Raw genomic sequence first — 20209 nt, forward strand, 5'->3', positions numbered from 1 at the left:
AACACGCGGGAGCAGACGGGACGGTGAGGCGTTTCCACGCCGTCAAACTCTGAGAGAGAGCCCCCCATGTCCCGAACCGTAGCCGAATTGCTGGTCGATACACTTGCGCAACTGGGCGTTCGCCACGTGTTCGGCGTGGTCGGCGATGCTCTCAATCCCTTCACCCATGCGCTGGATGCCGAGGACGCGATCGACTGGATCGGCGTCCGTCATGAGGAAGGCGGGGCGCTTGCGGCCACCGGGCAAGCGAAACTGACCGGGCGCCTTGGCGTATGCTGCGGGACCACCGGCCCGGGCGGCAACCACCTCGTCGCCGGTCTCTACGAAGCGCGCAAGGACCATGCGCCGGTGCTGGCCATCACGGGCGGCGTTCCGGCGGAGAAGCGGGGAACCGACTATCTTCAGGAAGACGATCCGGCCCTGCTGTTTCGCGACGTTTCCGTCTATAGCCAGATGATCAGCGCGCCGGAACAGGCGCCCGCCGTCATCCGCGAAGCCATTGCCGCCGCCTATGCCGAACGCGGTGTCGCTCATATCAACGTGCCGCCGGAGGTCTTTGCGGCAAAGATCGGTGGGGACGTGGCGAGCATGGCCGTCCTGCGGCCCCGGCCGGAAATTGCCCCGGCTCAGGCCGATGTGGCCGAAGCTGCCCGAATGATCGGCGAGGCGAACACCGTGGCCGTCTTTTGCGGACAGGGCTGCCATGGTGCGGCGTCCGAACTCGAACAGCTTGCCGACAGGCTGAAAGCCCCGCTCATGCATACGTTCCGGGGAAAGGCCATTCTTCCCTTCGATCATCCCTGCTGGATCGGTGGCGTGGGTCTGATCGGTTCGAAGGCAGGTGTGGACGCCATCAACGAGGCGGACCTGCTCCTCATGCTGGGCACCGATTATCCCTATTCCGAATTCCTTCCCAAACATGGCCGGGTAATCCAGATCGACGAACGCGCGCTGGCCCTTGGAAGGCGTGCGCCGGTGGCGCTGGGCATCGTGGGTTCCGTGCGCCCTGCCTTGTCGATGTTGCTGGAGCTTCTTCCTGCCCGCTCGGACGCCGCTTTCCTCGAAAAGGCACAGACCGCCCGGAACGAATGGAACGCCATGCTGGACAAGCGGGCCGATATCGCGCGCACCCCGGGCAAGCTCCACCCGCCCGCACTGGCGCGGGCGATCAGCAATCACGCGGCCGATGATGCGATCATCGTCACCGATACTGGCGAAGTGACGCTTTGGGCGGCAAACTGGTGGCGGCAGAGCGGCCGGCAGCAGAACACCGGCTCCTTCAACAACGCGGCGGTCGGCACAGGGCTGGGCCTTGCTAACGGCGCGCAACTGCTGGACCGTTCCAGACAGGTGATCGCCCATGTCGGCGATGGGGGCATGACGATGCTGCTCGGCGAATTCATGACCAGCGTCGAGCATCAATTGCCGGTCAAGATCGTGGTCTACGACAATGCCGAATGGGGCCTCGTCCATCTCGAGATGGAGGTGGCCGCACTGCCCGCGGCCAAGGGCACGACGTTTCCGAACGTCGATTTCGCCGCCTTCGCCCGGGCATGTGGCGCGCAGGGTTTCACGGTTCGCGATCCCGCTGAGCTCGATACGACGGTCGCGCAATTCCTTGCCGCGCCGGGCCCGGCCATTCTTCATGCGATCGTCGATCCGGACGAGCTGCCAACAATGCCGCACATCGATCCCGCGCAGGTTCTGCGCTTCGGCATAGCCAAAGTCCGCGAGGCCTGGCGCAACGTTCGCAGCTCGAACACCTGATCCCACACAGCCTTGCAAGGCCGGGAGCCGGATGTGCTGAACTTAACTATCAAGCTGTACTACGATCAGGCACACGCCAACCACTAGGCCCATCAGGCAGCGGGCCGTACGGTCATCAATACGGTCAGCTTCAAATATTGATCGGACCTGCAATTTTGAATCGGCAAGGCCTGCCCTCGAAGGGCGGGCCTTGTCACGTGTGCCGGATTAATGATGTGCACGTGGATGTCTGCTCGAGTAAGCGTCACTGCGCCGAAATTTACCGACAAATCAGTCGATGGGGGGCAGCCCACCGGACAGACTTACAGAACATTCTCTCCAAGCCGCCGCATCGACCAAGGCGCCTGTCGCTTCCCAACTTCGGGAGATCCCCATTTGGGAATGGAATGGCGACCCGCGTCGTGATGTTTGCGAGCGAACGACTGGGAGAGAGATGAATGGACCTGAATCTGTCAGGGCGACGTGCGCTGGTCACGGGCAGCAGTAGCGGGATCGGCGAGGCCATTGCCCGCATGTTGGCTGAGGAAGGAGCGCGCGTCGTCGTGCACGGCCGCAACCGCGAGCGTGCGGAAGCAGTTGCCACCGCGATCGGCGCCGCTGGCGTCGCCATCGGCGAGCTTGCCGATGACGGCGGGGCGCAGTCCGTCCACGCCGCGGCGGTTGCAGCGCTCGGCGGTAATGTCGAAATCTTGATAAACAACGCCGGTGGCAATTCGGAAGGCAACTCGTCCAAGGCTCCGGTGGAGATCGACGCGGCGGACTTTCTGTCCAATTACCGCGCGAACACCATGGGTGCGGTACAGCTGTGTCAGCTCTGTGTGCCCGATATGGTGGCGAACCGCTTCGGACGAATTGTCAACGTATCGAGCGCGGTGGCCATGCAGCCCAACTACATGGGCGCAGACTATTCTGCGGCCAAGGCTGCCCTGAACAACTTTACCGTGAGCCTTGCAGGGTCGCTGCGCGGGGTAGGCGTAACGGCGAATATCCTGACGCCCGGCATCATCATGGTCGACGGCCTGTTGCGCTTCGGACGCGAAAAATTTGCCGACCCCGACATGAGCTTCGAGGATGTCTGCCAACGTTTCGGCGAGGCGCAGGTGTTCGAGATCCCGCCTGTCGGGCGTGTCGGCAAGCCAACCGAACTGGCCATGGTGGCGTGCCTGCTCGCCAGTCCGCTGTCCGGTTTCATCACCGGCGCCAATTACCGTGTCGATGGCGGCCAGAGCCGTGGCCTGAACTGAGGATAGCAATACCATGACAAAGCAGACCTATCGCGTCATCCAATGGGCCACCGGCACGGTCGGCAGCGCTGCGCTAAAATATTTCATCGAGAACCCGATCATCGATCTGGTCGGCGTCTACGTCACCAATCCGGAAAAGGTCGGCAAGGACGCCGGAGAGTTGGTCGGCCTGCCCAGCACGGGCATCAAGGCAACCAGCGATATCGACGCGATCCTGGCGATGGAGGCGGACTGCGTCCTGTTTGCGCCCAGCATGATGACGCCGCCACTGGAGCAGGTGTGCCAGTTGCTTGCTTCGGGCAAGAATGTCGTCTCACCCGCCGGCCCGTTCCTGCCCAACAAGTGGCTTCCGGAGGAAACCGCGCGTATCGAGGCGGCATGCCGTGAGGGTAATGTCTCTTTCCACGGCTGCGGCATCCACCCTGGATTCTCGGGCGACATCCTTCCCCTGACGCTGGCCCGTCTCATGAGCCGCGTCGATTGCATCGAGGTGTCGGAGATTATCGACAAGGTGCGCAACCCGATGATCTATACCGAGATCATGGGCTTTGGCGCCGACCCTGAGGAATTGCTGGCAAATCCGCGGCGTTCGCCAGAGACCTACAAGCACTTCTACTCCAGCATGGCGATGATTGCCGAAGGGCTGGGCAAGGAGATCGAGAAAGTCACTGTCAAGTTCGAGGTCGCCAAGGCGCTGAAGGACATTCAGCATCTCTACGGCGAGGTGAAGGCGGGCACTGTGGGCGGCCAGCACTACGAGTGGATCGCCTGGTGTGAGGGTGCACCGCTGATTGTGTATCATTTTTACTGGCAGCTCGGTGAAGACCTCGATCCGGTATGGGAACAGGGCGAGGCCAAGTACCGCGTGCGGATAAAGGGCGAGCCGCCGCTCGAATGCCACTTGATGGCGATGGAGGAAGAGGACGGACGCCATCCGTTCCTCGGTTTGCCCTGGACAGGGCTGGTCGGCTGTACCGCCGTGCCGGCTGTATGCGATGCGGCGCCGGGGATCGTGACGCATCTGGATCTTGGTGTCGTGCAGCCAAAGGGTCTGGTACGGCGGTGAGACTGCACTGATCTTGCAATTGCAAGCGGCCAAAACCGGCATGGGCAATGGCGTTGCTATTGCCCCTTTGGTTCGACGCTAATTTTCGTCATCGGGCTGGGGTAATTGCAGGCTGATCGCCGCTGCAAATTGAGCCGCGAGATCAAAGTTCATGTGTTCGCGCAGCCATTGCGCCGTCAGTCCGTCCATCAGCGCCAGCAGGTGCCGGGCCGTAGTCTGTGGATCCTGACAGAAGTGTTCGAGCGCAAGCGCCATCCGCCTTTGCCGCATGGCTTCGCGCGTATTGAAGTAGTTATGTGCTGGGTGACTTGCACATAGAGTCTCGGCCTGCAGCATCACGTGCATGCGGACCATTTCGACATCGGCAATCTCGCGTTCGACGCTCTTCTTGAGCGATTCGATGAACGTTGCACGGTCATACCATCCCACTGTCGCTGCCTTGCGGCGGGCAACCCAGTTCTTCATGTCAAGCTGGTGCCGCTTGGTACGGTCATCCAGCAAATCGATCAGAATCTGCTCCTTGCTACTGAAGTGATGAAGCAGGCCAGCCTTCGTGAGAGAGCAGCGGTCAGCAAGTTCCTGAATGGAAAAGCCGTTGTAGCCCCGCTCGCCGATGAGACGCTGGGCTTCATCCATGATTTGTACCCGGCGGACCCCGCCGTCCACCCGTACAACCTTCCGATCCGATTTCTTTTCCATTGTGCCTCGAAAAAGGGAGCGCCCGCCCAATAGAACTGTCGGACGGGCGCTCGGCAATATTTTATTGCAAGGTCTTAGAACTTCTTCGACAAGCCCAGCTGAACCATGCGGCCCAGAGTGAAGGCGTTGCCGGGAAGGTAGCCGGGCTGCCCGGCATCGAGGTATGCTGGCGGATCTTCGTCGAAGATGTTGTTGAAGTTCAACGTTACGCTCAGGTCGTTCGTCAAGCCACTACCCTTGAAGTCGTAGCCGAAGTAAAGGTTGACGATGTTGAAGTCAGAAACCCTCTTCTGGCCGGCTACATTCGCGCTACGTGTGTAGCCCGGCGTGAGATTCCAGGTTGCCTGGGCACGGAACTGGCCCATCGTGGTGCCAAGATTGGTCGAAATCTGGTACTTCGAAGTATCGTACTGGAGCACATCGAACCAGGCGATCCCCGGGCGGGACTGGTTCTTTTGCGTTAGGCGATAGTTCCCTGCGACACGGCCATCGATCGATCCCCAGCTGGTGTCAAAGTCGAAGTTGGCCGAAAAGTCGATCCCGGACAATTTCGTGCGGCCCAGGTTCTGGGCACGCGTATCAAGCAGGACCTGGACTGGCGTCGTGGATCCGCCCGCCCCGAGAAGGAGCGCCTGGCTCGTCGAGGTCGGGTTTGCGAGTGCAACTCCGACACCCGCCGCAGGGATAGTGGCGAGGATCCGCGCAACCTGTTCGCCCGAGGGCTGGAACAACCAAAGATCGGGGTAACCCATGTAGAAATCAGTCAAGTTAGACCCGCTGACCGGACGCCCAATTGTTCCCTTGAGGTCTATACTGTAATAGCTGGCGCTAAGCGTGACCCGGTCGATCGGCCGGAAGTCGAAACCTGCTGACCAGTTGGTGGCCTTCTGCGGCTGGAGACCGGGAACCGCGCCGTTGAGGTAGATGCCCGCAGCGGTTGCCGAGGCACATGCCGGAAGGCCGGACACGCCGCAAACGCCCGGAGTGGGCGGCGGAAACTGAAGGAACGCGCCCGGGATCTGCTGGGCAATCGACGAATAGACCCCCAATTGGTCTGCCGGCGTGGCGGCGTTGAACGACTTGCCCCAGTTTGCCCTCAGGGTCAGGCTGTTGAACGGTTCGAAGGTGATACCGAATTTCGGATTGAAGGTGTCTCCGAAGTCATTGTACTTGTCGTACCGGGCCGATGCGGCAAGGACGAGCGACATGTCATTGTCGCCGCCGCCAAGGACCGGGACCTGCAATTCGCCGAACAGCGATTTGACGGTCTGGGTATAGGATCTTGGCGGCAGCAGCGTATAGGTTGTCACGTTGGTCGTGCGCTGCCGCATCGTATCGGTTGAATATTCTGCGCCGAGGGCCGCGCGCAGATCGCCTGCCGGCAGCGAGATGATCGGCCCGTCGAGAATGGCACGGAAATTGGCATACTCATTCCGGCCAATGCCCACGTCGTAACCGACAATGCTATCCAGCACGGATTGGCTCGTCGCCCCCACGTTGTATGGGTTCAATGCACCGGTGTTGGCGGCATTTTGCAATTGCGAGTTACCGCGGGCATTCACGAGCTGCGCGTTCTCGTAATCGACTGTGCCCCTGCCGTAGTTCGCCAGCGCGCGCAATTGCCAGTCGTGGCCGAATTTCCAGGTCAGTTGCGGGGTGACGTTCCACGTATCGAGGTTGGTATTCTGCGTGCTGGACCGCGCGCCCAAGGCATCCGCAAGGCTGAAGCGGACCGTCTGAGCCATGCCGAAATTGGGGTCTCCCACCGGCAAGGCGTGATAGTTCGGGTTCGAGGGCGCGAGCGTGACCATCGATTCCGCGCCAGTGCCCAATTGGCCGTTGCCCAATGTACCGTTGTTACCGCGAATTTGGCGATTTGCGTAATAGAGCTTCAGGTCAACTTGCAGATTGTCATCCAGTTTCTGCATCAGGCTGGCAAAAACGTTGTGCGCTTTGACGCTTGGATAAATGGCAACGTCTTGCGCATAGTCGCAGGTGATGGGGCCGCCGACTGCCAGGTTGGCGCCGTTCATGATATAGTTGCGGGCAGCGGCTCCCGATCCTGCCGAGACGTTGACGCCTTCGGCGCAGTTCCGGCCGGTCGGAATGCCCGTCAGCGGATCGATGCGATGGACATAGTCGCGGTCGGAGCCAAACAGCGCGTCGTTCTGCGAATAGCGATAGGCGATATAGGCCGAACCGGAACCCCAGTCCTTGCCCGCGATGCCGCCCGCCTGATACGAGGTGTAGCTGTCTCCGATGCCGACCTTGGCATCGAGTTGAACGCCGTCAAAGCGGCTACGCGTCATGAAGTTGATGACGCCTCCCAGCGCGTCCGAACCGTAAACGGCCGAACCGCCATCGGTCATGGCCTCGACCCGTTCGATCACCAGCGGTGCAATGAAGTCGGGGTCGACCGCAAGCTGGTTGATGCCAAGAGGAGTTACGCGATGGCCGTCAAGCAGGACGAGCGTCTGCGCGCCGCCGCTGGTATTTGCGCCGGGCAGGTTGCGAAGGTTCGGACGGGCGATGGAAGTGCTGCCATTCGAGCCCGCGACGCCGGATACGCCCGATTGCACCGAGTTGAAGAAGTTGCCCACTGTCGGAAGACTGGAAAGCAGCCCGTTTGCGGTTGCCGCGCCGGTTGCTTTGGCTTGCGCGTCGGTAATGCCGATGACGTTGGAGCCTGCCGGCGCAATGCCGCGGATGAGCGTGCCGGTGACCACGATTTCGGTCTCTCGAGACGCGGCAGGCTGGTCGCCCTGGTGCCCCTCGTTCGATTGATCGGCAGATTGAGCCACAGCCATAGCGGGCAGCAGCGCAATAATCGCGACGCTCGCGCGTGCGCAATTCTTCAATCGTGAAGATTTCATAATCATCCCTCTCCCGGTTTTTTTATATATTTCACGGGCAGGTGGGCTGAACGGATTCCCCCTAATACTCAGGCTTTTTGTTTGAGTTGAATTGCGGTTTTAACTTGGAGAAATCGCAGTAGTCGCACCTACCATCCGGATGGTTGGTTCATGGAAAAATTGCGTCAAGTCGATCTGCGCATTCTGGCTTTCAGGGGCAATTTGACTGCTCTCACAGTCAAAATTTGGGGCAACGGGAGTGCCTAGGTGAGGGCGGGGTGCTCGCGCGGGACGAACTATGCCGGGCGCGCAGGGGTATGCCCCCTGTTTTTGATTCTCGCCGCCGGTGCGGATCTTTGCCCATCGCGAGGCCGGGGGTATCCTCACGTCTATGCGGCTCTAAACCGCTGCTCGAACGGAGCAAGGGCACGGCGAAGTCGGCGCCGATCGACCGACTTCGCTGTGCCGCGTTCAGAGCTTGCGCGTGCCCAGCCACTTGACCATTGCGGGATCCCGGTGATCGAAGAAGCTGCTCGCCTTCTGGTCGAGGGTTGCGATTTTGGCATTATCGTCTTCATCGAGTTCGAAGTCGAAGATCGCGAAGTTTTCGGCCATGCGCTCCTTGCGAACCGACTTCGGGATGGCGACGATGCCTCGCTGGTTCAGCCAGCGCAGGACGACTTGCGCGATGGTCTTGCCGTGTTTCTGGCCGATGGCGGCAAGCACTTCGTTGGAGAACAGGCCGTTCTTGCCTTCGGCGAACGGGCCCCAGGCCTCGGGCTGTACCTTGTATTCCGCAAGGAGTTCCTGCGCGTCGCCTTGCTGATGGAAGGGGTGGATCTCGATCTGGTTCACGGCAGGTGTGATCTGGTTGTGCAGCACGAAGTCCAGCAGACGGTCGGGATAGAAATTGCTGACGCCGATCGCGCGGATGCGTCCCTCGCGGTGGAGTTCCTCCATGGCACGCCATGCACCATAGACGTCGCCATAGGGCTGATGGATGAGCCAGAGATCGAGGTAGTCCAGTTGCAGCTTGTCGAGCGAGCGTTCGAAGGCGGCCTTCGCCCCCTCGTAGCTTGCATCCTCGATCCACAGCTTGGTGGTGACGAACAGCTCGTTGCGGTCGATCCCGTGGCTTCTGATCGCCGCACCGACCGCGGCTTCGTTGCCGTAGGACGTTGCAGTGTCGAGCAAGCGATAGCCGACATCGATCGCGTCGCGCACGCTGCGCTCGCACTCGGCGGGGTCGGGCACCTGAAATACGCCGAAGCCCAGGCTCGGCATTTTTACGCCATTGTTCAGCGTGACGGTGGGAGGCTCGGTCGTCATTGTCGTTGTCCTACTCTTCTATCTGGTTCAGCGGTCACGGGTTCTCGGGAACGAACCTTGCGGATACCGCCATCGGCGACGATCGCGCGACGTCCAATGGCCCAATCAGAGTCCATCTCCATCCATCTCGGCTCCAAAGGTCCAAGCTTGTTCCACTGGTCGGCGATCAAGATAGGTTGGTGGCGAAGGTACGATTAGTCTCTATAATCTGCATGTTTCGATAAGCTGGGCTAATCAATGGCAACTGAGAACTATAACGAGCTGGCGGCCTTCGTGGTCGTCGCCAGAGAACTGAGCTTCACCCGCGCTGCGGCCAAGCTGGGCGTCTCGCAATCGGCCCTGAGCCAGACGATCAGGGGATTGGAGGAGCGCATCGGACTGCGCCTGCTCACCCGGACTACCCGCAGTGTGGCACCCACCGAGGCGGGGCGTCGGTTGTTCGATACGTTGGCCCCGCGTTTCGAGGAAATCGAGCAGGAACTCGCCTCTCTCAGCCAGTTGCGCGACAGGCCTGCTGGATCCATCCGCATCAACGCTGGAGAACATGCCGCCGTTTCGATCCTGCAACCGGCACTTCGCAGGATCGTTCCCGACAACCCCGATGTTCGCGTGGAGATTATCGTCGATTACGGGCTGACCGACATTGTGGCGCAGGGCTTCGACGCCGGCGTGCGTCTGGGCGATCAGGTTGCAAAGGACATGATTGCCGTTCGGATCGGCCCCGACATGCGCATGGCGGTAGTCGGTTCGTCCGACTATTTCACTCGCCACCCTATTCCCCGCACGCCGCAGGATCTGACCGCGCAGAATTGCATCGGCATCCGTCTGCCGACCTATGGCGGCATTTTCCCCTGGGACCTCGACAAGGACGGGCATGAGGTGAACGTGCGCATCGAAGGCCAGTTGGTCTTCAACAATATCAGCCTGCGCCTCAATTCGGCACTGGACGGGCTGGGCCTTGCCTATCTGCCCGAAGATCAGGTGATGCATCATGTCGAAGCAGGCCGGCTTGTCCGCGTGATGGAGGACTGGTGCGGTCCGTTCCCCGGCTATCACCTCTATTATCCCAGTCGGCGCCATGCCTCGCCGGCCTTCGCGCTGCTGGTGGAAACGCTGCGCTATCGCGGATGATGGCCAACGGCCGCGATGCTGACGACGATTGCTATGCTTGAACGCGAAATCCTGCCGATCGGCGGCGGTTGAACACCCCGGGCTGCTCTGTCTATTCTGGCGCCATGAAGCTATCATTTGCGGTCGCCGCGTTAACTTGTGTCCTTGCCGTTCAACCGCTCGCGGCCGCGCCGGAAGACGATCCGTTGCACTGGGTGGACCCGATGATCGGCACCGGCCCGGAAGGCCACACGTTCCCCGGTGCCAGCGCGCCCTTCGGCATGGTGCAACTGTCGCCCGATACGGACACGACCTGTCAGATCCGCGATTGCTATGCCCATGCGGCGGGATACAGCTATCACGACAGCACCATCGAGGGGTTCAGTCACACGCACTTTTCAGGCGCGGGACATTCGGACCTCGGCGACATTCTGGTAATGCCCGCAACTGGCAGGGCCGGCGATGTGCGGTTGGATCCCGGCAGCGCCGGTCAGCCCGGTTCCGGCTACCGCCAGCGTTTCTCCCATGACAGCGAAGTCGCCAGCGCGGGCTATTACGCGGTGACGCTGGCCGATAGCGGCGTACGCGCCGAACTGACCGCCGGCACCCGCGTCGGCATCCACCGCTATACGTTCCCCAAGGGTGCCGAGGCCCATCTGGTGCTGGACCTGCGCAGCAGCCTTTACGACTATCCGGGCAAGACCCTGTGGTCCGGCCTGCATCTGCGCGAAGACGGCACGGTCACCGGCTTTCGCGAGACGCGGGGCTGGGCACCGGGCCGCAAGCTGTTCTTCGCCATGCGCTTTTCCGCGCCGCTGAAGGACCATGCTTTCGTCGATCGCGATGAGCATGTGGCCTACAAGGGGTTCCGCGCCCCTCAGGCGCTGCCGGGGCGGGGCGGCGATGCGCTGGCCGAAAAGCTTGGCAAGGCGCTGGAGGCGCGGCTGGACTTCGGCGCGCTGGACCGGCCGCTGGAAGTCCGCGTGGCGATTTCCGGCGTGGACGAGCAGGGCGCCGTGGCCAATCTGGATGCCGAAGGTGCCGACTTCGACACCGTGCGCCACCGCACCGAGGGGCAATGGCGGCAGGCGCTCGACCGCCTGAAGATCGATGCCGCGCCGCAGATGCGGACCAACCTCTACACTGCGCTCTATCACAGCCTGCTGGCGCCCAGCGTCTGGAGCGATGCGGACGGTCGCTATCGCGGTCCGGACGATCAGGTTCACAAGGCCGAGGGCTTCACGTTCCGCTCGACGTTTTCGCTCTGGGATACGTTCCGCGCGGAGCATCCTTTGCTCACGCTGGTCCAGCCCGAAGGTACCACGTCCGACGTCGTCAATTCGCTGGTCGCCAGCCGCGAGCACAGCCCCTGGGGTATCCTGCCGGTGTGGCAGTTCGCCGGGCGCGAGACCTGGACCATGATCGGCTATCACGCGGCGCCGGTGATCGCCGATGCTTACCTCAAGGGTTTCGGCGGGTTCGACGCGGCCAGGGCGCTCGACGCGATGGTGGCCAGCGCCGACTATGCGCCTTACGGCGGGTTGGGTGAGTACATGACGCGCGGATATGTGCCGATCGACAAGGAGCCGGAAGCGGCCTCCAAGACGGTCGAATACGCCTACGACGACTGGACGATCGCCCGCATGGCGCAGGCGATGGGCCGCAACGACCTTGCCGCCCGTTTTGAAAAGCGGGCCGGGTACTGGCGCAATTCGTTCGATGCCAAGAGCGGCTGGCTGCGGGCGCGCAAAAGCGACGGATCGTTCCGCACGCCGTTCGATCCCACGGCGATCAACTACGGCTCCGATTATACCGAAGGCAACGCCTGGCAATACAGCTGGTTCGTGCCGCAGGATCAGGCGGGCCTGTTCCGGATGCTGGGCGGGGACGGCAAGGTCGTCGCCCGGCTGGACGCGATGTTCGACTTCGACAATTCGAAGCTCGACTACAGCCATGCCGAAGACATTTCAGGGCTGATCGGCCAGTATATTCACGGCAACGAGCCCAGCCACCACGTCGCCTATCTCTATGTCCATGCCGGGGCGCCCTGGCGCGCGCAGGAGCGGTTGAAGCAGATCGTCGAAAGCCAGTACAAGCCGACGCCGGACGGGCTTTCCGGCAATGACGACCTTGGCCAGATGTCGGCCTGGCTGGTCTTCACGGGGCTTGGTTTCTACCCGGTAACGCCGGGTTCGAACCAGTATGTGATCGGCCGTCCTTTCGTGCGCCACGCCGCGATCACGCTGCCGAACGGGAAGACCTTCACGGTCGATGCGGAGAACCTGTCCGACGCGAACGCCTATGTCGGGAAGGTGGAACTGAACGGACGCCCGCTTGAACACGCGTGGATATCCGATGCCGACGTGCGCAGCGGCGGCACGCTTCGTTTCACGATGCAGGCGACGCCGAATAAGGCGTGGGGTTCGGGCTCTGCAAAAAGGCCCTATTCGATGTCCGTGCGGTGAGAGAGGCAGGCCCGACCCTTGCTACTGCCCGCCAGCCATTGACTGGGCTTTTGCCAGACGTTCCAGAATGTCCTCGCGCCGGCGCTGCGCCTCGAAACGGGCGAGCCCCGGATCGCCTCTGAGAATGGCGTAGATGATGTTGTGGCGCTCCTGCTTCCAGCGCTCCGCGCCGTCCGTTCCCGGATAGATCGGCAGGCGGGCGTGCGAGGAATAGTGCTCCATGGTCACCCGCGCGAGCATCTCCATCAGCGGCCGATCGACCATGGCATAGATGATGTCCTGCATCTCCTGCTCGAAGGCGCCTCGCTGCTCCGCCGTGTCGCAGGCATCGATGCGCTTGCCGAGATCACGCAGCCGCGCGCGAAGCGTCTCGTCGGTCGCAAGCGCGGCAGCGGAAATCAGGTCGCAGTCGAGCAGCGTCATGATCTCGATGGCTTCGTGTTCTCGCGTTTGGTTGACCTGAAGGAAACCCGCGATGGCCCGGCCCAGCGACGCGGCGTTCGGGCGGGCGCCGTAATATCCGCCGCCGTTGCCGCGCCTGACCTTTAGAAACCCCTCATGCTCCAGCACGCGCGCGGCTTGCTGCACCGTGACCACGCCGACGCCCAGCGCCTTGGCGACATCCGGAAGTGAGCCGATCTGCGCGTCGGGTTCCCGCGCCAGGATCATCTCCTTCATGCGCCCGGCCGCTGCCGAAACCAGGCCTTCCTTCGATGGCTTTCCAGCCATTTGCACATTGCTCCCGTCATTCAGCTCGCATCGGCGAGGCCGTTCGCATTCCATTCCACGCCCGGCGGTAGGACTTCAAGGGATTTCTAATATAGTGTATTATGGACGGATATCGCCGCAGGAATGCCGATTATCGGGAATTGACCTGCTCATAAAATGCATATTATGAGTCACGCAGAGTTGGCGGGGGCTGTCTGAGCCGGCCTTACGCCGCCCCGGTGGAGAGGCGTAGACATGACCAAGCATCAGGCAGTGAATGCAGCTGTCCAGAAAGTTCTCGACACTCTGGTCGCAGATGGCACCGAAGTCGGCGTGCAGGTTGCCGCCTATCTGAACGGCGAGCTTGTGGCGGATGCCTGGGCAGGTGTCGCAGATCCCGCCAGCGGCCGCGCGGTGGACGGCGATACGCTGTTCAACGTCTTCTCGGTGACCAAGGCTGTTGCCGCGACCGCGCTGCACGTTCAGGCCGAACGCGGCCTTGTCGATTACGACCGTCCGGTGGCCCAATACTGGCCCGAGTACGGCGCCAACGGCAAGGAGGCCGTTACCGTTCGCGATGCGCTTTCGCATCGGACCGGCACGCCGCAGATGCCGCCGGCAGTGACGCCCGAGATGATGTGCGACTGGAATGCGATGACGGCCGGCATCGCCGCGCTCGAACCGATCTTCCCGGTGGGGCAGCCGGCATATCAGGCGGTGTCTTTCGGCTGGGTGATCGGCGAGATTGTCCGGCGGACCGACCCCGAACACCGCAGCTTTCAGGAATTTGTGGCGCAGGAAATCGCCGCGCCCTTCGGCATCGAGGACTTGTGGATCGGGGTTCCGGAGGAGGTCGAGCCCCGCATCGCCAAGCTTGTCGACGCGCTCAACATGCAGCCGCCACCGCCGGGGACGGTGCTTGAAAAGGCGATGCCTTTCGATGTTCGCCTCGCTCCCGACATTTTCGAGCGCGAGGATGTGCGGCGGGCGACCATCGCGGGTGTCGGCGGTATTTTTACCGCCCGCAGCCTCGCGCGGTTCTGGGCGATCCTTGCCAATGGCGGCGAACTTGATGGCAAGCGCCTGCTCTCGCCCGAACGCGTGGCGATGAGCTGTCAGATGCGGCCCGGCGGCACGCTTCCCGATCCGGTGTTCTTCGGCATGCCGATGCCGCTCAGTCAGGGTGGCTACTGGATGTACGATGGCCAGTCGCCGCTCACCATGGCGCTGGCATCGACCACCGCAATCGCGTGCCCGGGGGCAGGCGGCTCGCTGGGATGGGCTGACCCCGCCACGGGGCTTGCCGTTGCCTACTGCCACAACCGCATGAGCGCGGCGGACGGAGCGAGCGCAGTCGGCAACGCGATCCGCGCGGCGCTGGGCATCGCTTGATGCGGCCCCACTACGACTATGTGATTGTCGGCGCGGGGTCCGCCGGCTGCGTGCTAGCCAATCGCCTCTCGGCCGACGCGCGCAATTCGGTGCTGCTGCTCGAATGCGGGCCGTCGGATCGCAACATGCTCATCACGGTTCCAATGGGCCTCGCCAAGCTCATGGGGCCGAAAAGCCCCTATATCTGGCGCTACATGGCCTCGCCCGGCGGCAACCGTCCGGCGGAGTTCTGGATGCGCGGACGCACGCTCGGCGGATCCAGTTCGATCAACGGCATGGTCTACACGCGCGGCGCGCCGGACGACTACGATGACTGGGAGGCCAAGGCGGGTCCGGGCTGGGGCTGGCAGGACATCAGCCGCTGCTACGAGGAAATGGAGCGGCACGAACTGGGCCCGGCGCAGGCACGCGGCGGGGCAGGGCCGCTTCAGGTCAACCTCTCGCCCAGCGACGATCCGCTGTTTCGCGCGACCATCGCAGCGGCGGCAGCGCTTGGCGTTCCGGTCGTGGACGACATCAACAGCGTGAAGGCGAGCGTGGAGGGCGGTTTCGGTCGCCAGCCCCGGACGATCTGCAAGAACGGCAAGCGCTTCAGCGCCGCGCGTGCATTCCTGAAGCCAGCGATGCGCCGCAAGAACCTCGATGTGGTGACGGACGCTGAGGTCCTTGCGGTAGAATTCGACGGACGGCGGGCGACCGGCGTGCGCGTTCGCCATCGGGGCGGCGAGTTCAGCGTTGCCGCCGGACGGGAGACAATCCTCAGTGCCGGTGGGCTCAATTCTCCGGCGATCCTCCAGCGCTCGGGCATCGGTCCGGCAGGACTGCTGCAAAACCTCGGCATCGGGGCGGTCGTCGATCGCCCTGAGGTCGGGCGCAATATGAGCGATCACCGCACCCTGCCTGTCCAGTACCGGGTCAAGCGCGGTGGCAGCAATGCAGGTCTTCAGGGCCTCGGGCTGGTTCGCTCCGCGCTGGCCTGGGGCCTCCTGGGGCGAGGGCCGCTTGCGCGCTCGACGTTCGTTGCCGGTGGTTTCATCAAGACCGATCCGAGCCTGAAGTTACCGGATGCGCAGATCGGACTGGGGCCGTTCACGTCCGGGCGGGAGGGCGTCAGTCCCTATCCGGCCGTGACGATCTATGGCTACACGCTGCGGCCCGAAAGCCGGGGCACGCTGGAAATCACCGCAAGCGATCCCTCGGCCCCGCTCAAGATCGATGCCAACTACATGGCTACCCAGTACGACCGCGACAATGCGGTTGCGATCCTGCGCTACATCCGCATGCTGGCCGCGCAGCCGGTTCTAGCCGAGCACATCGTCGAGGAACTGATCCCCGGCCCGGGCACGGTCAGCGACGAGGACCTGCTGGAGGCAACCTTCAAGTATGGCTCCACCGGTTTTCATGCTGTTGGAACCTGCCGGATGGGATCGGACGAGAACGCTGTGGTCGGCGCCGACCTCAAGGTGCGGGGTGTGGAAGGACTGCGTGTCGTTGATGCCTCGATCATGCCCTCGATCACCGGCAGCAACACCAATGCGCCAACAATGGCAATCGGCTGGCGCGCGGCGGAAATCATCCTTGCGGAGCACACTTTCTAGCGGAGCCCGGCAATCGCCGTGATTTATCGCAGAACCTGCACAAGCATCAATTCGACCGGCTGCCCGGGGGCGGGCAAGGCCGTGTGGGTGTCGGTTATCCAGATGAGTTGCCCGCCGCTATCGGTAATGCGCGCCGATACCGCATAGCGACCGCGCGGGTCGATTTTCGTCGCATCGTAATCGAGAGTGAAGGCCAGTGGCACCTGCCGTCCCTCGGTGGCGAACTCGGTCGAGGCGATCGCGGGCGCAGCGGTATCCATCCGGCTTACGTCGCTGATCGCGACCGAAAGGTGCGCGTCGGGCGGCAGGGCGATCCGCTCGCGATAAGTGGCGTGGCCCGAGAGCGTGATCATCGCCTTCGTGGTCCCCGTTTCTTGAGGCCCCGTTTCATGCGGTGCGGTTTCGCAAGCCGCCAGCGAGGCGATCAGCGGAAGAAGAAAATGGAGTCTCTTCATGATGCTCCCTTCTTGTCGGGTTTGGAAACGTATGGCGGCAGCGGCGATCGCTGGCAATCGGTGGTGACCTGCTCCCGCCGGGTCACCGGCGGATACTTGTCAGGGAGTGCAGCCTTCGGGTGCCATCCCCATATTGCCATCGTCCCTATATTCGGTATTGCATCTCTAAAAATGGGACGGAGAAGGCAATGCGGAAAGCTCTTTTGGTGATCGCGGCGGGCGCAGCTCTGATGGCGCCGGCGGCTTGGCCGAAGGAGGGCCCGCGCGAATGGACTGATCCCGCCACCGGCCACCGGATTGTCAGGATAGATGACCGGCCCGGCGTCTACGGCCTCTATTTCAATTACAACCCTTTCACGCCCAATGGCGACCGGATGGTCTATCTGACCGCCGAAGGCATCCGCACCGCCTCGACCCGCGACTGGTCCACGAAACTGGTCTTTCGGGGTACTGTGGACCGACTGCTCTTCACCGGCCACACCCGTCCGGAAGCCTATTACACCACCCGCCCGGCCGGTAGCGACGACGGCGAAGGTCCTTCCACGGTGTGGGTTCTGAACCTCGACACCGGCAAGTCGCGCAGAATTGCGCAATTGCCCGGCGGCCGTGTCGAATCGATCAATGCCGACGATACGCTCCTTGCCGGACACCGCGAGTTGGCACCGCCGCCGCCCGCCATCGCCGCCCAGGGCAAGCGAGATCCCAAGACCGGCGCGCCGAGCTATTCTGGCACCGATGCGCAGGGCCACCCGCTCTCTTTCGCAGCGGCCAAGGCGCGCTGGATGGACGAAAGACTCGCCGCAAAGGTGCCGATGGAGATCTTCACGATCGATACCGCGACGGGCGCCAGCCACAGCATTCACCGCGCCACCGATTGGCTGAACCATGTCCAGTTCTCGCCCAAAGACGCCGGACTGATGATGTTCTGTCACGAAGGCCCGTGGCACAAAGTTGACCGCATCTGGACGATCCGCACCGACGGCAGCGCGCTTACAAAGATTCACCAGCGTTCGATGCAGGGCGAAATCGCCGGGCACGAATACTGGTCGAGCGACGGCAAAGCGATCTGGTACGACCTGCAAATGCCCAAGGGTGGCATGCTCTGGCTCGCCCGGTACGAGATCGAGAGCGGCGGCAACGCCAAAAAGCGCATCTGGTACAAGGTTGCCCACGACCAAGGTGCCTACCACTATCTCACTTCGCCCGATGGCACTCTTGTCGCGGGCGACGGTAACGATGCCGACAAGTATATCAGCGTTTTCCATCCCGTAGCGGACGCATCACCCGAAGCTGAAGAAACGCTTGATGCAGAGAGCCTGATCGCCACCGGAACGCTGCGTAGCGAACGGATAGTTGACCTTTCCCGGCAGGACTACACGCTGGAGCCCAATGAGCATTTTACGCCGGATGGGCGCTGGATGGTCTATCGCGCGAATGTCGAAGGCAAACCGGTGCTCTATGCGGCTGAATTGGCCAAGGCGAATTAACAGATGGCTGGGCAGCGGTAGGGGAAGCTGGCCGTCGATAGAGTGGACGGCCTCAGGCAAGCCCGGCGATCACGCGCCTTCGCCGCTCTCAACTCAGCAGGAACTCGACCGGTACGACCAGTTCCACGGTGTCACCGATCCGTTCGGCCGGGGGCTTGGGTAGGGGCTCAGCGCGCTTGGGCAGGGATACGGCCTCGCGATCCAGATCGGGGAATCCCGAACTGCGCTCAAGGCGGCAGGATAGCACTTTGCCCTGCCGGTCCATCACGAAGCGCACGTAAGGGATGCCCTGCTGGTGGCGCGATCTGGCCATTGCCGGATAGTGGCGATGCTGGTTGAGTGCGGCCAGCACCCGGCCCTCCCATGTGTCGGGCGCATTGCTGGCCACTTGCGGGGCGGGCGGCGCGGGGAGCGTCCTGGGCGCGGCGGATTCGGTCTGCTGGGGAGCAGGGGCGGCCGGCTTGGTAACGGCGGCGGTCGGCGCCGGTAGCGATACGATAGGGATGGCGACCGGCGGAGGCGGCGGGACCTTTTGCGGTTCAGCCGGGAGAGGCTTGTTTTCGACCGGCTTGGGCGCATCCTGTTTTTCGGGCGTCTTTTCCGGCGGCGAAGCGGCCGTCCTCAGGTTCACCACCGCGAGCGCCGGAGCAGCCGGAGGCCGGGCCGCGACAAAGGAAATCGCGACAAGAAAACCCGACGCGGCCAGCGCGTAGACGATGACGGTTCCGATCAGCCCGTAGAAGCGCCCGCTCGCGGCGGGGCGGTAGCCCAGTCGTTCGGCTTGCGGTTCACAAGGCATTGTCGTCGATCCTCGTCATCGGCTGAGGAGGGCGCATGACATGCCGCGCGCTTACCAGCAGCGGTGTTGCGAGCGCGGTCCACGACAGGGCCCACCATAAACCGCCTTCACCCAGCAGCGCGGATAGCAACCCGAACAGGGTCAGCCCGGCGAGCGCGACGGGCCAGCCCCATTGCTCGCGGGCGGAAACGTGCCGCGCCTTCATCCGAGCCTCCTCGGCCTGCGCTTCCCGAACCACAGAAAGAGCCCGGTGGCGAGAACCGCGATCGTCACGATGTCGAGCAAGGCCCAGATGGTTTTGAGCGGCAATCCGCCATAGTCGCCAAAATGGAGCGGACGCGCGAGATTGAGGGCATTGAGGTACCATGGGAAGTTCCGGTCCAGTTCGGCCCTACCGGACCGGACATCGACCATGACGGGGCGATAGAGCCGCCCGGTCAGCGGAGAGCCGCCGTGCATCCAGACGGTCACGTAGCCGGGAGTGCCCACCGGCGATGTGGGCAGAACCATGCTGTTCGGAATGAGCGCCGGGGCAGCGCGGCGGGCGGCGGCGAGGGCCTGTCCCGGTGTGACGCTTTTGCCTTGGGCAGCAGCGATACCGTCGGGCCGGCGGTCAGCGCGCCACACCGCGAAGAGCGGTTCCTCCAGCGTGTTGATCGTGCCGGTTACCGCGACCACCGCCAGCCACGCCGCCGTGGCTATGCCAAGCAGGTTGTGATGGTCCAGCATCCTGACACGCAGCGGCCGCGTGCGACGGATTTCGCCGAACCGCAGGTGGCGGGTGAACGGCGCGTAAAGGACCACGCCCGATAGGATCGCCAGCACGGCGAGCAGCCCGGCAAGCCCAAGCGCAATGTATCCGGCAAGCCCTGCGAACAGGCGGCTGTGCAGCATGAGCACACCGCCCATCACGTCCGGCCCAGCCGTCGGCGCGCGGAGCGGCAGGGCCGTGCGGGCATCGAAAGCCGTGTCGCCCGCCTTCGTGGTGACGAGGTGCACGACGCCCGGTTCCTCATCCTTCCAGTAGATCGCCTGCACCGCACCATCGGCGCGGTTCGCGATGTGGTCGAGCGGGAGTTCCGGCCCGTGCTCCCCGGCCGGGGGATGGATAAGGCGGCCGCTTGCGGCGTCGATCTCGTCGTGGAAGATCAGCGGCAGGCCGGTCAGGCACAGCATCAACAGAAAGGCCGTGCAGGCGAGGCTCGACCATCGATGGATGACCGACCACGCCTGCATGT

General features: G+C 63.0%; 16 protein-coding genes. 8 read left to right on the forward strand and 8 right to left on the reverse strand.

What is annotated here, in order from left to right; genetic code table 11:
* Positions 1-66 precede the first annotated feature (66 nt).
* The 3 genes from AC1VVK_RS20190 to AC1VVK_RS20200 all read left to right on the forward strand — a co-directional run bounded on the left by AC1VVK_RS20190 (position 67) and on the right by AC1VVK_RS20200 (position 4077).
* Positions 67-1767 carry a thiamine pyrophosphate-binding protein gene (locus AC1VVK_RS20190; protein ID WP_482906532.1) on the forward strand — a complete coding sequence of 567 codons (1701 nt, stop codon included), beginning with the start codon at positions 67-69 and terminating at the stop codon, positions 1765-1767.
* A 437-nt stretch (positions 1768-2204) separates the two neighbouring features.
* A complete protein-coding gene (locus AC1VVK_RS20195) occupies positions 2205-3011 on the forward strand; it encodes an SDR family NAD(P)-dependent oxidoreductase (protein WP_482906533.1) in 807 nt (268 codons plus the stop codon).
* Positions 3012-3024: 13 nt separating this feature from the next.
* A complete protein-coding gene (locus AC1VVK_RS20200) occupies positions 3025-4077 on the forward strand; it encodes an NAD(P)H-dependent amine dehydrogenase family protein (protein WP_482906534.1) in 1053 nt (350 codons plus the stop codon).
* Positions 4078-4155: 78 nt separating this feature from the next.
* Here the strand turns inward: AC1VVK_RS20200 and AC1VVK_RS20205 are convergent, their stop codons facing one another.
* From AC1VVK_RS20205 to AC1VVK_RS20215, 3 genes are all read right to left on the reverse strand, one after another.
* Entirely contained in the window at positions 4156-4713 is a 558-nt protein-coding gene (locus AC1VVK_RS20205) for a TetR/AcrR family transcriptional regulator (protein ID WP_482906535.1), read from the reverse strand.
* A 137-nt stretch (positions 4714-4850) separates the two neighbouring features.
* Positions 4851-7649, reverse strand: a complete 2799-nt coding sequence (locus AC1VVK_RS20210; RefSeq protein WP_482906536.1) for a TonB-dependent receptor domain-containing protein — start codon at positions 7647-7649, stop codon at positions 4851-4853.
* Between the two features lie 450 nt (positions 7650-8099).
* Entirely contained in the window at positions 8100-8957 is an 858-nt protein-coding gene (locus AC1VVK_RS20215) for an aldo/keto reductase (protein WP_482906537.1), read from the reverse strand.
* 237 nt (positions 8958-9194) lie between these two features.
* Between AC1VVK_RS20215 and AC1VVK_RS20220 the strand changes: the two genes are divergently transcribed.
* Positions 9195-10088 (forward strand): LysR family transcriptional regulator, encoded by an 894-nt coding sequence (locus tag AC1VVK_RS20220; RefSeq protein ID WP_482906538.1) that lies wholly within the window; start codon positions 9195-9197, stop codon positions 10086-10088.
* A 104-nt stretch (positions 10089-10192) separates the two neighbouring features.
* Positions 10193-12532, forward strand: a complete 2340-nt coding sequence (locus tag AC1VVK_RS20225; protein ID WP_482906539.1) for a GH92 family glycosyl hydrolase — start codon at positions 10193-10195, stop codon at positions 12530-12532.
* A 21-nt stretch (positions 12533-12553) separates the two neighbouring features.
* Here the strand turns inward: AC1VVK_RS20225 and AC1VVK_RS20230 are convergent, their stop codons facing one another.
* The gene (locus AC1VVK_RS20230; RefSeq protein WP_482906540.1) at positions 12554-13261 is read right to left on the reverse strand and encodes an FCD domain-containing protein; all 708 of its coding nucleotides are present in this window, start codon (positions 13259-13261) and stop codon (positions 12554-12556) included.
* Between the two features lie 234 nt (positions 13262-13495).
* On the opposite strand from AC1VVK_RS20230, the gene AC1VVK_RS20235 reads away from it, so the two are divergent.
* Together AC1VVK_RS20235 and AC1VVK_RS20240 are read left to right on the forward strand one after the other, a co-directional pair.
* On the forward strand, positions 13496-14632 hold the full coding sequence (locus AC1VVK_RS20235; protein ID WP_482906541.1) for a serine hydrolase domain-containing protein: 1137 nt from the start codon (positions 13496-13498) through the stop codon (positions 14630-14632).
* On the forward strand, positions 14632-16230 hold the full coding sequence (locus AC1VVK_RS20240) for a GMC family oxidoreductase (protein ID WP_482906542.1): 1599 nt from the start codon (positions 14632-14634) through the stop codon (positions 16228-16230). The genes AC1VVK_RS20235 and AC1VVK_RS20240 overlap by 1 nt, the downstream gene beginning before the upstream one ends.
* A gap of 23 nt (positions 16231-16253) precedes the next feature.
* On the opposite strand, the gene AC1VVK_RS20245 is transcribed toward AC1VVK_RS20240, so the two are convergent.
* Positions 16254-16685, reverse strand: a complete 432-nt coding sequence (locus tag AC1VVK_RS20245; RefSeq protein WP_482906543.1) for a YbaY family lipoprotein — start codon at positions 16683-16685, stop codon at positions 16254-16256.
* A gap of 188 nt (positions 16686-16873) precedes the next feature.
* On the opposite strand from AC1VVK_RS20245, the gene AC1VVK_RS20250 reads away from it, so the two are divergent.
* Complete coding sequence (locus AC1VVK_RS20250) at positions 16874-18172, forward strand: oligogalacturonate lyase family protein (RefSeq protein ID WP_482906544.1); 1299 nt, start codon at positions 16874-16876, stop codon at positions 18170-18172.
* Between the two features lie 88 nt (positions 18173-18260).
* Here AC1VVK_RS20250 and AC1VVK_RS20255 read toward each other — a convergent pair whose 3' ends face one another.
* The 3 genes from AC1VVK_RS20255 to AC1VVK_RS20265 are packed head-to-tail and all read right to left on the reverse strand — an operon-like array spanning position 18261 to position 20207.
* Positions 18261-18971, reverse strand: a complete 711-nt coding sequence (locus AC1VVK_RS20255; RefSeq protein WP_482906545.1) for an energy transducer TonB — start codon at positions 18969-18971, stop codon at positions 18261-18263.
* Positions 18961-19176 carry a hypothetical protein gene (locus AC1VVK_RS20260; protein WP_482906546.1) on the reverse strand — a complete coding sequence of 72 codons (216 nt, stop codon included), beginning with the start codon at positions 19174-19176 and terminating at the stop codon, positions 18961-18963. The genes AC1VVK_RS20255 and AC1VVK_RS20260 overlap by 11 nt, the downstream gene beginning before the upstream one ends.
* On the reverse strand, positions 19173-20207 hold the full coding sequence (locus tag AC1VVK_RS20265) for a PepSY-associated TM helix domain-containing protein (RefSeq protein ID WP_482906547.1): 1035 nt from the start codon (positions 20205-20207) through the stop codon (positions 19173-19175). Before AC1VVK_RS20265 ends, AC1VVK_RS20260 begins: the two co-directional genes overlap by 4 nt.
* Positions 20208-20209: the final 2 nt, after the last annotated feature.

The organism is Novosphingobium sp. BL-S-32 (genome assembly GCF_056857055.1).

Excerpts from the sequence above, each read along its gene's own strand:
- AC1VVK_RS20190 (WP_482906532.1), top strand. The coding sequence starts at position 67 with ATGTCCCGAACCGTAGCCGAATTGCTGGTCGATACACTTGCGCAACTG.
- AC1VVK_RS20195 (WP_482906533.1), top strand. The coding sequence starts at position 2,205 with ATGGACCTGAATCTGTCAGGGCGACGTGCGCTGGTCACGGGCAGCAGT.
- AC1VVK_RS20200 (WP_482906534.1), top strand. The coding sequence starts at position 3,025 with ATGACAAAGCAGACCTATCGCGTCATCCAATGGGCCACCGGCACGGTC.
- AC1VVK_RS20205 (WP_482906535.1), bottom strand. The coding sequence starts at position 4,713 with ATGGATGAAGCCCAGCGTCTCATCGGCGAGCGGGGCTACAACGGCTTT.
- AC1VVK_RS20210 (WP_482906536.1), bottom strand. The coding sequence starts at position 7,649 with ATGAAATCTTCACGATTGAAGAATTGCGCACGCGCGAGCGTCGCGATT.
- AC1VVK_RS20215 (WP_482906537.1), bottom strand. The coding sequence starts at position 8,957 with ATGACGACCGAGCCTCCCACCGTCACGCTGAACAATGGCGTAAAAATG.
- AC1VVK_RS20220 (WP_482906538.1), top strand. The coding sequence starts at position 9,195 with ATGGCAACTGAGAACTATAACGAGCTGGCGGCCTTCGTGGTCGTCGCC.
- AC1VVK_RS20225 (WP_482906539.1), top strand. The coding sequence starts at position 10,193 with ATGAAGCTATCATTTGCGGTCGCCGCGTTAACTTGTGTCCTTGCCGTT.
- AC1VVK_RS20230 (WP_482906540.1), bottom strand. The coding sequence starts at position 13,261 with ATGGCTGGAAAGCCATCGAAGGAAGGCCTGGTTTCGGCAGCGGCCGGG.
- AC1VVK_RS20235 (WP_482906541.1), top strand. The coding sequence starts at position 13,496 with ATGACCAAGCATCAGGCAGTGAATGCAGCTGTCCAGAAAGTTCTCGAC.
- AC1VVK_RS20240 (WP_482906542.1), top strand. The coding sequence starts at position 14,632 with ATGCGGCCCCACTACGACTATGTGATTGTCGGCGCGGGGTCCGCCGGC.
- AC1VVK_RS20245 (WP_482906543.1), bottom strand. The coding sequence starts at position 16,685 with ATGAAGAGACTCCATTTTCTTCTTCCGCTGATCGCCTCGCTGGCGGCT.
- AC1VVK_RS20250 (WP_482906544.1), top strand. The coding sequence starts at position 16,874 with ATGCGGAAAGCTCTTTTGGTGATCGCGGCGGGCGCAGCTCTGATGGCG.
- AC1VVK_RS20255 (WP_482906545.1), bottom strand. The coding sequence starts at position 18,971 with ATGCCTTGTGAACCGCAAGCCGAACGACTGGGCTACCGCCCCGCCGCG.
- AC1VVK_RS20260 (WP_482906546.1), bottom strand. The coding sequence starts at position 19,176 with ATGAAGGCGCGGCACGTTTCCGCCCGCGAGCAATGGGGCTGGCCCGTC.
- AC1VVK_RS20265 (WP_482906547.1), bottom strand. The coding sequence starts at position 20,207 with ATGCAGGCGTGGTCGGTCATCCATCGATGGTCGAGCCTCGCCTGCACG.